Origin of the sequence: Kitasatospora sp. NPDC057015 (assembly GCF_042673745.1) — a bacterium.
Lineage (GTDB): Bacteria > Actinomycetota > Actinomycetes > Streptomycetales > Streptomycetaceae > Kitasatospora.
The window spans coordinates 1-13,376 of record NZ_JBHUSG010000053.1 but is presented as its reverse complement, the minus strand read 5'-3'; the positions used below and the strand labels follow the sequence as shown (position 1 = coordinate 13,376).

General features: G+C 75.4%; 11 protein-coding genes. 5 read left to right on the top strand and 6 right to left on the bottom strand.

Annotated features, from left to right (window positions below):
- Positions 1-317 precede the first annotated feature (317 nt).
- Entirely contained in the window at positions 318-1,757 is a 1,440-nt protein-coding gene (locus ACFTWP_RS34450) for a DUF2252 domain-containing protein (RefSeq protein ID WP_380268992.1), read from the bottom strand.
- Between the two features lie 166 nt (positions 1,758-1,923).
- Between ACFTWP_RS34450 and ACFTWP_RS34445 the strand changes: the two genes are divergently transcribed.
- Positions 1,924-2,433: a DUF2809 domain-containing protein gene (locus ACFTWP_RS34445; RefSeq protein ID WP_380268953.1), complete on the top strand. Its 510-nt coding sequence runs from the start codon at positions 1,924-1,926 to the stop codon at positions 2,431-2,433.
- Positions 2,434-2,521: 88 nt separating this feature from the next.
- Here the strand turns inward: ACFTWP_RS34445 and ACFTWP_RS34440 are convergent, their stop codons facing one another.
- Complete coding sequence (locus tag ACFTWP_RS34440) at positions 2,522-3,109, bottom strand: TetR family transcriptional regulator (RefSeq protein ID WP_380268952.1); 588 nt, start codon at positions 3,107-3,109, stop codon at positions 2,522-2,524.
- Positions 3,110-3,224: 115 nt separating this feature from the next.
- Between ACFTWP_RS34440 and ACFTWP_RS34435 the strand changes: the two genes are divergently transcribed.
- Positions 3,225-3,569 carry a hypothetical protein gene (locus ACFTWP_RS34435; protein WP_380268951.1) on the top strand — a complete coding sequence of 115 codons (345 nt, stop codon included), beginning with the start codon at positions 3,225-3,227 and terminating at the stop codon, positions 3,567-3,569.
- A gap of 120 nt (positions 3,570-3,689) precedes the next feature.
- On the opposite strand, the gene ACFTWP_RS34430 is transcribed toward ACFTWP_RS34435, so the two are convergent.
- On the bottom strand, positions 3,690-5,876 hold the full coding sequence (locus ACFTWP_RS34430) for an MMPL family transporter (protein WP_380268950.1): 2,187 nt from the start codon (positions 5,874-5,876) through the stop codon (positions 3,690-3,692).
- A 256-nt stretch (positions 5,877-6,132) separates the two neighbouring features.
- On the opposite strand from ACFTWP_RS34430, the gene ACFTWP_RS34425 reads away from it, so the two are divergent.
- Entirely contained in the window at positions 6,133-6,756 is a 624-nt protein-coding gene (locus tag ACFTWP_RS34425; protein ID WP_380268991.1) for a MarR family winged helix-turn-helix transcriptional regulator, read from the top strand.
- Between the two features lie 49 nt (positions 6,757-6,805).
- Here the strand turns inward: ACFTWP_RS34425 and ACFTWP_RS34420 are convergent, their stop codons facing one another.
- From ACFTWP_RS34420 to ACFTWP_RS34410, 3 genes are all read right to left on the bottom strand, one after another.
- Positions 6,806-8,062 carry an NAD(P)/FAD-dependent oxidoreductase gene (locus tag ACFTWP_RS34420; protein WP_380268949.1) on the bottom strand — a complete coding sequence of 419 codons (1,257 nt, stop codon included), beginning with the start codon at positions 8,060-8,062 and terminating at the stop codon, positions 6,806-6,808.
- 202 nt (positions 8,063-8,264) lie between these two features.
- Positions 8,265-9,047: an SGNH/GDSL hydrolase family protein gene (locus ACFTWP_RS34415; protein WP_380268948.1), complete on the bottom strand. Its 783-nt coding sequence runs from the start codon at positions 9,045-9,047 to the stop codon at positions 8,265-8,267.
- A 188-nt stretch (positions 9,048-9,235) separates the two neighbouring features.
- On the bottom strand, positions 9,236-10,021 hold the full coding sequence (locus ACFTWP_RS34410; protein ID WP_380268947.1) for an oxidoreductase: 786 nt from the start codon (positions 10,019-10,021) through the stop codon (positions 9,236-9,238).
- Between the two features lie 214 nt (positions 10,022-10,235).
- On the opposite strand from ACFTWP_RS34410, the gene ACFTWP_RS34405 reads away from it, so the two are divergent.
- Positions 10,236-12,674: a SpoIIE family protein phosphatase gene (locus ACFTWP_RS34405; protein ID WP_380268946.1), complete on the top strand. Its 2,439-nt coding sequence runs from the start codon at positions 10,236-10,238 to the stop codon at positions 12,672-12,674.
- 297 nt (positions 12,675-12,971) lie between these two features.
- Positions 12,972-13,376: electron transfer flavoprotein subunit beta/FixA family protein (locus ACFTWP_RS34400; protein ID WP_380268945.1), on the top strand; the 405-nt coding region annotated here is incomplete at its 3' end.

Genomic DNA, 13,376 nt, shown 5'->3' with positions numbered 1-13,376 from the left:
CCGTGTCCGCGCACTCCCGGGCCGTCGCGGGTCGGCCCGGTGCCCTCCGTACCGGTGCCCGTCCGGGGCGTTCCCCGTCGTGCCGTGGCCGGTCGGATCCGGCGTCCGGTCTACCCGGGCGTCCACCCGGCCGTGGTGTGGCGGAAGAGCCGGAGAGCGTTCTCCGGGACACCGGGACGCTATCGGGATCCCCCGTCCGCGGTCAACAGCGGCCGGACGGCCGTCGCATGGGCGACGGCCGTCCGGAGGTGCGCCGCCCCGACGGGCGGCGCTGACGAGGAGGGTGCGGGGCGGTGTGACCCGTTTCGGCCGGGCCCTCAGACTCCCGTCTCGGCCGGCAGCCGGCCGCTGCGGATCGCCGCGACGAGATCCGCGTGGTCCGCCTCGGTCCGGTCGGCGTAGGCCACCGCGAACGCGGCGATCGCCTCGTCCAGGGCCTCGCTCTTGCCGCAGTAGCCGCTGATCAACTCCGGCTCGGCGGTGTGCGCGTGGGCCCGGGCCAGCAGCGCGCCGGTGATCCGGGCGTAGTCGTCCAGCTGGCCGGGCAGCAGCGCGGCCGGGTCGACGCTGCCCTTGCGGTTGCGGAACTGCCGTACCTGGTACGGGAGTCCGTCCACCGTGGTCCAGCCGAGCAGGGTGTCGCTGACCACCTGCATGCGCTTCTGGCCGAGCACCACCCGCTGCCCCTCGTGCGCCGGCACCTCACGGACGGGGTAGCCCGCCCTCGCCAGGTGCGGCAGCAGCACCGACGGGCGGGCCTCCTTGACCTGCAGCACCAGCGGCCTGTCCCGGTGGTCGGTCAGCAGTACGACGTAACTGCGGGTCCCCACACTGCCGGTGCCGACCACGCGGAAGGCCACGTCCTGCACGTGGTGACGCGAGAGCAGCGGGCGCAGCTCGGCCGGCACCGTCTCGGCGTACGGGGCGAGCGAGGCGGCGACGGAGGCGGCGAGTTCGTACGGCACCTGGCTGAGCACCGGGGGAGCGGCGGTGAAGCGCCAGCGGCCCTCCGCCTCGCGCACGGTGGACTTGGCGGCGAAGCGGGCACTGGTGTTGGCGAGCGCCTTGGCCGAGACCTTGTTCAGCACCTCGGTCAGCTCGTGGGCGTCGGTGACCGCCACCAGGTGCTCGTCGGCGACCGCGTTCCAGGCGTCCAGCGCGGGCAGCTTGGCCAGCGCGCGCATGGTCCGCCGGTACGAGCCGGCCGACTCGAACGCGGCCTGCCGGGCCACCTGTTCGTCGGCCCCCACCTGGCGCGCGGCGAGCACCAGGCTGGCGGCGAGCCGCTTGAGGTCCCACTCCCAGGGGCCCGGCACGGTCTCGTCGAAGTCGTTGATGTCCATCACCAGCCGGCCCCGGGCGTCGCCGTACAGGCCGAAGTTGGCCGCGTGCGCGTCGCCGCACAGCTGGGCGGTGATCCCGCTGGTGGGGGTGTGCGCGAGGTCCGCCGCCATCAGGCCGGCCGCGCCGCGCAGGAAGGCGAAGGGCGTGGCCGACATCCGGCCCAGCCGGATCGGCACCAGGTGGTCGAGCCGGCCCGCGTTGGAGGCCTCGATGGTGTCCACGGCGTTCGGCCGGTCCGCTGCCGGCGCGAACTCGGCCTGCTGCTCGCGGGTCGCGTTCTGCCGCAGCACCTTGCCCCTGCGCTTGGCCGCGGACCCGCTGGGTCTGGGTGCGAAACCCGCCACCGCGAACCCGTGCGGCGCCGACCCGTCCGCGTCCGCCACCCCGTCCGCCACGTTCGTCGTCTCCGTCAGCCCCACCGCAACCGCCCCGTTCCGTGTCCGCGCCGCCGTCGTCGGCGGGCCGCCCCTGTCGCGATGAAGGCTACCCACCTGCGGCGGGCCACCGACAGCCGGAGTCCCAGGTCGGAGGCGGGCTGCGCCGGGTAGGGCCGGCCGGCGGCACCGTAGGGTGGGGGACATGATCGGTCCTCGGGGGAAGTTCGGCCGCGCACGGGGCCGCTGGGCGGCGGGCGCGGCGGCGGTGCTGACGGTGGCGGCCGGTCTGGGAGTGCGGGCGCTGACGGTCGGTGAGACGGCCAAGTACGTGGGCGACGCGCTCTACACGGTGCTGCTCTGCGCACTCGTCGTGCTGCTCGCACCCAGGACGCGTCCGACGGCCGCCGCCGGGATCGCGCTGGCGGTCAGCTGGCTGGTGGAGTTCGCGCAGCTCACCGGCCTGCCGGCCGACCTGTCGGCACGCAGCACGCTCGCCCGCCTGGTGCTCGGCTCCACCTTCAACGCGCCGGACCTGTTCTGGTACGCGGTGGGCGCGGCCATCGCCGCTCTCGTGCACACCGCCGCCCTCGTGTGCACCGTCACTCCGTCGCTCCGGCCGGCGACGGCGGCCGTTCCCGCATCGGAGGCCGTCCCGGCGACGGCGGCCGTACCCGGGCCGGCGGCCGTTCCCGCGCCGGCGCCGCGCCGGTGACCGCTGCCGTCGGCGCGGGGAGGCCATGACCGGTCCGCGGTCGAGCCGGGGGTGACCGGCCCCCCGGATCGGTGGGCGACCCGGCGGGTCAGTGGGCGAGCCGGCGGACCAGCCGGACGAGCGCTTCGCGCCTGGCCTCGGGGCTGTCGTCGGCCGGTCCGGCCGCCAGCACCATCCGGACCACCTGCGGTGTGGTGAACCACCAGCCGGCCAGGGCGAGTACGGAGTAGAGCAGATGCGCCGGGTCGACGTCGGCCGAGAGCTCCCCGGCCCGTTGGGCACCGGCGACCGCGGCGACCTTGTCCGCGTAGTGGGCGGCCCGTTCGCCCCCGGCCGCCACCGCCGACTCGTCGCCGGCCAGCCCCTCCCAGCGCAGCAGGCGCAGGAAGTGCGGGTGGGTGCTGTGGTAGTCGAACATCCGGCCCGCGTACTCGCCGAGGTCGGCGGCCTGCTCGGGGGTGAGCGGGTTGGCGGCGGCGACCTTGGCGAGTTCGGCCTCCAGCACGGCGGTGAACAGCTGGTCCTTGTTGCCGAAGTACTGGTAGATCCGCTCCTTGTTGACGCCGGCCCGTTTGGCGACGCGGTCGACCCGGGCGCCCTGCGGGCCGTGCTCGGCGAACTCCTCGACGGCGGCGTCGAGGAGGAGCTGTTTGGTCTTCGCGGTGTCCCAGGCCATGACCGGAGTCTACCCCTGGATTCCAACCAAATGGTTGGACGTGGGCCGTCGAGCGTGCCAAAATCCAACCAACCGGTTGGAGAAGTCTCCGACCGCCGTCCTCGGGAGGTACCGCATGGCCACCGCGTCCGCGCCCAGCATCGGCACGCCGACCGCCGCCGCATCCGGCGGCCCCGTACCCGGCGTCCCCGCATCACCCGCATCACCCGCCGCGCCCACCGCCTCCGGCGCGCCCTCCGTCCACCGGCGTGCGCTGATCACCTGGCTCGCCGTCTACCCCGCCATCACGCTCGCCCTGGCCGTGCTCGGCCCGGCCCTGGCCGGCCTTCCGCTGGTCCTGCGGACGCTGGTCCTCACCGCCGTCGTGGTCCCGGTCGCGGCCTATCTGCTGATCCCGGGGCTGCTCCGGCTCAACGCCGGGCTGGGCCGCACGCTCGCGCGCCGTCGGACGCGGGGCTGACGCCGGGGCCCCCGGGCGGCGGGCGCCGCCGGGCCGGGGCGGGAAACCGAAGGGCCCTCCGCAACGAAGCGGAGGGCCCCACGGCCTGTTCCGGTGCCGGACGGGAACCGGAGCTCGGCGCTAGCCGGCGCTCCCGTCGGCGAGCCCGGCGGCCGGTGCCCGGTCGCCCTCGCCGTCGCGGTCCTGCGGGGCCGGTCGGCCTTCGGGTCCGTCCAGTCCGTCCGGTCCGTCGGGTCGGTGGTCGGCGTCGAGGCGGGCCGGCCACCAGGTGCGCCCGCCGAGGTCGTACACCAGGGCCGGGACGAGCAGGGAGCGCACCAGCAGGGTGTCGAGCAGGACGCCGAAGGCCACGATGAAGGCGATCTGGGCCAGGAAGGCGAGCGGGATCACCCCCAGTGCCGCGAAGGTCGCCGCCAGCACCACACCGGCGGAGGTGATCACTCCTCCGGTGGCGGTGAGCCCGCGCAGCACGCCCTGGCGGGTGCCGTACCGCTGGGACTCCTCGCGGACCCGGGTCATCAGGAAGATGTTGTAGTCCACTCCCAGCGCCACCAGGAACACGTATCCGTACAGCGGCACCGACGGGTCCGTGCCGGAGAAGCCGAACACGTGCGGGAAGACGATCGCGCAGACGCCGAGGGTCGCCAGGTAGGAGAGGGCCACGGTGGCGGCCAGCAGCAGCGGTGCGACCAGGGAGCGCAGCAGCAGCACGAGGACGACGAGGATGCAGAGCAGGACCACCGGGATGATCACCGTACGGTCGTGCCGGGCGGTGGTCCGGGTGTCGAACTGCTGGGCCGTGTACCCCCCGACCCGGGCGTCCGCGCCCGGCACCGCGTGCACGGCCGCGCGCAGGCGCTGGACGGTGGCCATCGCGGCGTCGCTGTCGGCGGCGTCGGCGAGGGTGACGTCCAGTCGGACCCGGCCGTCCGCCACCCGGGCGGGCGCGCCCGGCGCGCCGCCGGTGTAGGCCTGGACGCCGCTCACGCCCGGCACGGCCCGGGCCGCCGCGGCGGTCTGCTCCGCCGTCGCCACCTCGGCGATCACCACGGCCGGGTTCCCGGAGCCGCCGGGGAAGTGCGCGGACAGCATCTGCTGGGCGGTCACCGACGGCTGCTTCTTGATGAACAGCTCGCTCTGCGGCACGCCCTGGGCGTTGAGCGTCGGGGCGAACGCGGCGCAGAGCGCGAGCACGCCGAGCGCGGCGGCCCAGGTTGCCCTGGGGCGGCGTCCGACCAGCGCGGCGACCCGCTTCCAGATGCCGTGCACCGGGGTGCGGCCGTCGGCCGGCGGCCGGGCCGGCCAGTACGCGGCCCGGCCCAGCAGCACGAGCGCGGCGGGGAGGAAGGTGAGCGCAGACAGGACGGCGCAGATGATCCCGATCGCCCCCACCGGCCCCAGCGCCCGGTTGTTGGTGAGGTCCGAGAGCAGCAGGACGAGCAGGCCGAGCGCCACCGTCAGCCCGGAGGCGGCGATCGGCTCCACCGAGCGGCGCCAGGCGATCCGCATCGCGCTCCAGCGGTCGGGCCGCAGCTGCAGCTCCTCCCGGAACCGGGCGGACAGCAGCAGCGCGTAGTCGGTGGCCGCGCCGATCACCAGGATCGACAGCAGGCCCTGGACCTGGCCGTCCACCCGGACGAAGCCGTGCTGCGCCAGCACGTAGACGATCGCGCAGGAGACGGCCAGCGCGAACACCGCGCCGATGATCACCAGTAGCGGCAGCACCACGCTGCGGTACACCGCGAGCAGGATCACCAGGACGACGCCGAGCGCCACCCCCAGCAGGATGCCGTCGATCCCGGCGAAGGCGCCGCCCAGATCGGCCTGGAGCGCGGCCGGCCCGGCGAGGCCGACGGTGGTGCCGGCCACGCCCTCGACCTGGGCCCGGACGGCGGTCACGCTGTCGCCGACCGTCCGGCCCAGGTCCGCCCGGAGCGCGACCACGCCGGACAGCGCCCGGCCGTCCGCGGAGGGCAGGGCGGGCGAGACGGCGCCGGTCGCGCCGGGGACGGCGGCGGCGGCCCGCAGCGCCGAGCCGGCCGCCGCCCGCTGGGCCTCGGTCACCTGCCCGCCGTCCACGGCCTGCCAGACCACGACGACGGGCAGTGTGGCGTCGTGCTCGAAGGCCTTGCGCAGCCGGGCCACCTCGGTGGACTCCGCGCTCGTGGGCAGGAAGGCGGCGCTGTCGTTCGTCGAGACCTCGCCCAGCTTCCCCGCGTAGGAGCCGAAGGCGCCGCCGAGGCCCAGCCAGACGACGAGCAGGAGCAGGGGGACCAGGAATCGCGTACGGCGGGTGGATCTCGTCATGGCGGGAGTCCTTCGTGCGTGTCCGTGCGGGGCCGGGCGGTGGGCCCGGCACGGGGATAATATCTCAATGATTGAGAGACTTAATCAGTGAAGTTCTACGGGACGGCCGACGGGGTCGCCACCCGGCCCCGGCAGCGGCCGAACGGGCGGTGCCCGACGCCGGGGCCCGCACCCGGGCACCGTCCGGGCCGGCGCCTAAGCTGGGCACCACGGCGGGCGCGTCCGGCTCCTGCGACCGTACGGACGGAAGGTGACCTTGCCCCAGCAGCACGCGCCGGTACCCGCACCCGAATCCAGTGAGGGCGGCAGCGACGACCGGCCGACCGAACGCCGCGAGCTGGGCCGGCTGCTCCAGGGGCTGGCCTCCGAGATGAACCTGCTCGGTCAGGACTTCGCGGCCTCGCAGGGCCTGCACGCCACCGACGTCCAGGCGCTGCTGGCGGTGATGCGCGGCGCCGGCGGGGAGACCGGGGCCGGCGGCCCGGGCCCGGGCCCGGCCGGGGGCGCGGCCGGAGCAGCGGACGAGGACGACGGCCCGGCGGTGACGCCCGGTCTGCTCCGGGAGGAGCTGGGGATCACCTCCGGTGCGGTCACCGCCGTGCTCGACCGCCTGGAGCGCGCCGGCCACGTGCACCGCAGCCGCGACAGCGCCGACCGCCGCCAGGTACGCGTGCACTACAACCCCGGTGCCAGCCGGATCGCCTCCGCCTGGTTCACCCCGGTCGCGGAGCGCACCGACGTCGTCCGGGCCGACTTCACCCCGGCCGAACTACAGGTGGTGGCACGCTTCCTGGGCCGGATGACGGAGGAGCTGGCGGCGCTGCGCCGGGAGCGTCGCACCGGAACGGCCGCCGAGCCGGCCCCACCCGCCGGGCCCTGACCCCACCGGCCGCGCCCACCCGCCCGTGGAGGCGGCGGCCCGCCGGCCGTCAGCCGCCCGCCGGTGCGCCGAGGTCCTGCAGCACCTCACGCGCCGCCCGCGTCCCGGAGGCCATCGCCCCCTGCAACGAGCCGGTCGCCCGGTGGTCGCCGCACACGTAGCGCCGCTCGCCGAAGCGGGTGGAGCGGGTCAGCGGCCACGGCGCCGGCATGGCCGGCAGCGCCTCGCGCACGGTGTACGTGGCGAGCGGCTCCCAGTCGGCGGTGTCGGTGCCGTAGAGCTCCGCGAGCGCGGACCGCACCTCGGCCTCCCGACCCTCCGTCGCGGCCCCGAGGACGGAGGTGGACACCAGCGCCCGGCCGTCGGTCGCGTAGCCGGGCGCCACCTCGCTGAGCACCACCGTGTTGAGCACCCGGCGGGCCGCGTCCACCAGCAGGGTCGGTTCGGCCAGCGGCGTCCGCGGCGCCGCGTGGTAGAGCGTGCTGACGGTACGGGTCGGCGGTACCGGCAGTCCGGGCAGCAGCGCGCCGGCGGCGCCCGGACCGGTGGCCACCACGACCGCCCGGGCCGGCAGCTCACGGCCGTCGGCGAGCACCGCACCCGCCTCGCTGAGCTCCCGGACGGGCGTGCCGAGCCGCAGCGCGCCGGCCGGGAGCCCGGCCGCGAGCTGGGCCGGCACCGCGCCGATGCCTGCGGCGGGCAGGCAGAGGGTGCCGCGCAGCATGCTGCGCCAGACCAGGTGGAAGAAGCGCGCGGAGGTCTCCAGCTCGTCCTCCAGGAAGACTCCCGACAGGAACGGCCGGAAGAACTCCTCCACCAGGGCGGGCGACACCCCGGCCGAGGCGAGCGCCGCCCTGGTGGAGGTGTCCCGGCCGCGGCGCAGCACGGCCGGGGGCAGCAGCAGGTCGCGGGCGCTCAGCAGGCCGAGCGCCGCCAGGTCGCGGGCGGAGCCGAGCCGCCCCGGCAGGAGGTCGCCGGCATGGCCGGGCCGCCGGGTCGGGTCGGTGAAACGCAGCCGGCCGCGGTCGGTCTGCACCAGGACGCCCGGGGTGAACGGGTGCAGTCGCAGCTCGCGCAGCCGCAGCCGCCGCTTCACCTGCGGGTACGAGGTGTTGAAGACCTGGAAGCCGCGGTCCAGCAGGAACCCGGCCCGCCGGTCGGTGCGGACCCGCCCTCCGACGGCGTCCCCCTCCTCGACCAGCAGCACGTCGAGACCGGCGGCGGCCAGGTCGAGCGCGCAGCTGAGGCCGGCGACCCCCGCGCCCACCACCAGGACGTCGTGCTCTCGGGTGGGCTCTGCCGGCATCTCGCGCCGCCTCTCGGGTGACCTGCTCGCGGGGACGGGGCACCGGCCCCGGGGCCGACCCTAGGCCGTCACCGACTCCGCCCCGGTCCTGACGCGCCGTCGGGGCGGGATCGTGGGGCCGGGCCGGTGACGGGCCGGGATCGCCGCCCGTCGGGGTGCCCGCGGCCGGCGCCGGGTGGAGCCCCGGCGGGCCGGCCCGCGGTCAGAGCGGCAGCAGGTCGGGGCGCTTGGCCTCGACGTGGTCCCCGGAGGACTCGCCGCGCAGCCGCCGGCCCACCCAGGGCAGCAGGTAGCTGCGGGCCCACTGGAGGTTCTCCCGGCGCTGCTCGGCCGGGGTGGGGGCGTGCGAGGTCGGCCAGGGCGCGTCCGGGTCCTGCTCCACCGGGACGCCGAGCGCGCGGGCGGCCAGCAGCGCGACCCGCTGGTGTCCCTCGGGCGACAGGTGCAGCCGGTCCTCGCTCCAGGCCCGCCGGTCGTGCATCGAGCGCAGCGACCAGAGGTCGGCCACGGCGCAGCCGTTGCGGTCGGCGATCGCCCGCAGGTGGCCGTTGTACGTGGCGATCCGCCCCCGCAGGTGCCGCAGGACGGGCACGCCCCGGGTGTCGAAGCCGGTGCAGATCAGGACGGTGCCCGCGGCCTCGCGCAGTTCGAGGACGGCGGCCTCGAAGCGTTCCGCGACCTCGTCCGGGTCGCTGCCGGGGCGCAGGATGTCGTTGCCGCCGGCACAGAAGGTGACCAGGTCGGGCCTGCTCAGCCGGACCTCGGGCACCTGCTCGGCGACGATCTGGTCGAGCAGTCTGCCGCGGACCGCGAGGTTGGCGTACCGGAACTCGCCGGCGGGGCGGCGCGCGGCGAGCAGTCCGGCGAGCCGGTCGGCCCAGCCGGCGTACCCGCCGTCCGGCCCCGGGTCGTCGAGGCCCTCGGTGAAGCTGTCGCCCAGGGCGGTGTACGAACGAAGGTCAGGGATCTCCTGGTGGTCGGCCATGGACAGAGATACTTCACTGCCTCAAGTAACCTACGCCACCGTAGGTGCCCGGTCGCGGTGCGTGAGATTGGCCACTGCCCGCCCCGCCGCGCGCGGGCACCGTCCCCGTGCCGTGCCCCGCTGCGCGCGGGTACCGTCCCCGTGCCGTGCCCCGCCGGCGGCGGCCCGGGTGCCCCGCCCGAACGACGTCAGAGCGTGCCGACCAGCCCGCCGTCGATCACGAAGTCGCTGCCGGTGACGTTTCCGGCACGGTCGCCGGCCAGCAGCAGGACGAGGTCGGCGACCTCCTCGGGGGTGCTGAAGCGGCCGGTCGCGGACTGCGCGGCGGCGCCCCGGGCGACGTCCTCGGGCCGGCCGCCGGCGTTCCGCGCGACGGTGGCGGCGACGCCGTCCTCGCCGAGCCACAGTGCGGTCGAGACCGGCCCGGGGCTGACCGTGTTGACCCGCACGCCGTGCGGGCCGACCTCCTTGGAGAGGGCCTTGCAGAAGTTGCTCAGGGCCGCCTTCGCCGCGCAGTAGTCCACGATCGAGGGATCGGGCAGGAAGGCGTTGACCGAGCTGACCGTCACGATCGAGCCGGCGCCGCGTTCGATCAGGTGCGGCAGGGCGGCCCGGGTGGTGCGGACGGCGGCCAGGAAGTTGACCGTCAGGCTCCAGAGCCAGTCCTCGTCCGTGACGGACCGGAAGCCGTCGACCCGCGGACGGACCGCCCCGACGTTGTTGACCAGGATGTCCAGCCCGCCGAAGCGCTCGACGGCCTCCCGCACCGCGCGATCCGGTCCGTCCGGGGTGCTGAGGTCCACCGCGACCGGGTGCACCCGATCGCCCTCCGGCAGGTCGTCGAGTGCCCCCGCCGTCCGGGCGGCGGCGACCACTCGCACTCCTTCGGCCGCCAGCGCCCGCGTGACCGCGAGGCCGATACCCTTGCTGGCCCCGGTCACCACGGCCACCTTGCCCGACAGGTGCAGGTCCACGGTGCCTCCTCGGCTCGGTGCGACCCGGCGGCACGCCGAGGTCCTGGCAGGAACGATCGCAGGAGCACGGAAGTCCCGCATCCGTGCCCGGCACCGCCCGGCCCGCCGGCGCGGCCATCCGGCGGCACGCCCCGCCGGATGGCGCGCACGCGGTGGCAGGGCCCAGGGGTGCGGAGGAGTATGGACCGCGTACCCCTGCAGGAGGGTCCCGCACATGCCCGTCTCGGACAGCCGCGCCGGCGCCGGCCGAGCCGTTCCGTTCGACCTGATGCCGACCGCCGCCGCCGTAGTGGACGAGCAGGGGGCCGTGGTGGGCTGGTCGGACGAGGCGGCCCGGCTGCTGGGCCGAACGGCGGGCGAGGTGCTCGGCCGGCCGATCAGCGCGCTACTCGCCCCCGGACAGGACGGCCTCCTCCCGCCCCGCGGCGGCTCCGAGCGCTCCGCGGCGGGGCTCAGCAGCGGCGCGGTGGTCCGCGCCGTCCACCGCGACGGCCGGGTGCTCACCCTCGGGGTGCAGGCCAGCGCACTGGCGGACGTCTCGGGCTCCCGCCGCTGGCACCTGTCCGCCATCGACCTCGGCGGCGCGCCCTGGTGGCGGGCCAGCCACTCCGTCGTGGAGCGCTTCCTCACCCGCTCGCCGTACGGCATCGCCGTGCTGGACACCGACCTCCGGTACGTCTGGCTGAACGGCACCCTGGAGCGGATGGCCGGCGTCAGCCTGGAGGAACGGCTCGGCCACCGGATGCGCGAGGTGCTGCCGAAACTCTCGCCGTACCAGGTGGAGCGCCAGCTGCAGTCCGTCCTGGACACCGGCGTCCCGGTGCTCAACTTCGAGTACCGCGGGTACGTCCCGATCGACCCCGGGCGCGAGCACGCCTTCTCGACCTCGATCCTGCGCCTGGACGACGACGCAGGACGGGTGCTGGGCGTCTGCTACATCAGCGTCGACATCACCGACCGCTGGCGCACCCGCGAACGGCTGACCCTGCTCACCGAGTCCGGCACCCGGATCGGGACCACCCTCGACCTGGAGGCCACCGCCCGGGAGCTGACCGAGGTCGCCGTGCCGGGCCTCGCCGACCTCGCCTTGGTGGACCTGCTCGACCCGGTGCTCCAGGGCGACGAGCCCGCCCCGCCCGGCCGGCACGATCCGCCGCCGCTGCGCCGGATGGCGCATCTCTCGGTCCGCACCGGCAACCCTGAGGTGGTGGTCGCGATCGGCGGCGACCCGTGCTACCCGGCCTCCTCGCCGATGATCCGGTGCCTGGCCGAGGAGGGGCCCGTCCTGCAGCCCAGCCTGGCGGGCCAGCCCTGGACCGAGCAGGACGCGGTGCGCGGTGAGAGCCGCGCCACCTGGGACCTGCACTCGCTGATGGCCGTGCCGGTCCGGGCCAGGGGGACGGTGCTCGGGGTGGCCGTGTTCATCCGGTCGGGCGGCTCCGACCCCTTCGAGTCCGAGGACCTGGCGCTCGCCGAGGAACTGGTCTCCCGCGCGGCCGTCTGCCTGGACAACGCCCGCCGCTACACCCGGGAACACCGGATGGCCCTCACCCTCCAGCGGAGCCTGCTGCCGCAGTTCCTGCCCGTCCTGCCCGCCATCGACGCTGCCTACCGCTACCTCCCCGCCGCCGCCGACGGCAGCGCCGGGGGCGACTGGTTCGACGTGCTGCCGCTGTCCGGCGCCCGGGTCGCGCTGGTCGTCGGTGACATGGTCGGGCACGGCATCAACGCCGCCGCCGCCATGGGCCGGCTGCGCACCGCGGTGCACACCCTCGCGGACATGGACCTGCCCCCCGACGAGCTGCTGGCCCACCTGGACGACCTGGTGCTGCGCCTGGTGGACGAGCGTTCGGCGCAGCAGGGCGACGCCGAGACCGCCACCACCGCGCACGGCGCCACCTGCCTCTACGTGGTGCACGATCCGGCGACCGGGCACTGCACGATGGCCCGGGCCGGCCACCCGGCGCCGGCGATCATCACTCCGGACGGCCGGGTGACCTTCGCCGACCTGCCGCCCGGCCCGCCGCTGGGGGTGGGCACCCTGCCGTTCGAGTCGGCCGAGTTCGACCTCCCGGAGGGCAGTGTGCTGGCGCTCTTCACGGACGGCCTGCTGTCCGGCGCCGGCCTGGCCCCGGAGGTCGCGGGGGAGCGGCTGCGGGCGGCACTGGAGAACGTCCGGCCCGGTCTGGAGCACGCCTGCGACGACATCCTCGCCGCCATGCTGCCGGACGGTCCGGACGACGACGCCGTCCTGCTGCTGGCCCGCACCCACGGGCTCGCCGCGGACCGGGTGGTCACCTGGGAGCTGCCCAGCGACCCCGCGGTGGTGGCCGAGGCGCGGAGCCTCGCCGCCGGCGCGCTCACGGCCTGGGGCCTGGACGACCTGGTCTTCACCACCGAGCTGGTCGTCAGCGAGCTGGTCACCAACGCGATCCGCTACGGCTCCGCGCCCGTGACCCTGCGCCTGATCAACCAGGCGGTGCTGATCTGCGAGGTCTCGGACGGCACCAGCACCTCGCCCCGCCTGCGGCACGCCCGGACCACGGACGAGGGCGGGCGCGGGCTCTTCCTGGTGGCCCAGCTCTGCCGGCGCTGGGGCACCCGCTACACCGGCAGCGGGAAGATCATCTGGGCGGAACAGAATGTGCCGTGAGCCGCCGATGATCACCCGGACGGCCAGTACCTCCATAAGCGGGTACTCAGTGCCGTGAGCTTGCCGGGTGGGGCGAAATATCCACCATTCGGTGGCACTCAGTGCCTTTACAGAGGGTACTGAGTGCCATATTCTGCGGAGGTACGTTCGACCTCCGGGTCACGCGGCCCCCGGCCGACCGGCCGAGTGCGCCCCCCGGGGCCACCGACCCGCCGAGCCGGGCAGGGCCCGCGCCCCGGCGGCCCGCGCTCCGCGAGATCGAACAGTCCGACCGACATCTGCCACAGGAGACAGGCCGTGAGCTTGAGGATCGTTGTCTGTGTGAAGTACGTGCCCGACGCGACCGGTGACCGTCGCTTCGCGGACGACCACACCACCGACCGGGAGGGCGTCGACGGCCTCCTGTCGGAGCTGGACGAGTACGGCGTGGAGCAGGCGCTGCGGATCGCGGAGGCGCACGGCGACGCCGAGGTGACGGTGCTGACGGTGGGCCCGGACGACGCGAAGGACGCGCTGCGCAAGGCGCTGTCGATGGGTGCGGACAAGGCCGTCCACGTGAACGACGACGACATCCACGGCACCGACGTGATCGGCACCTCGGCGATCGTCGCGAAGGCGCTGGAGCAGACCGGTTTCGACCTGGTGATCGGCGGCATGGCGTCCACCGACGGCACGATGGGCGTGCTGCCGGCGCTGCTGGCG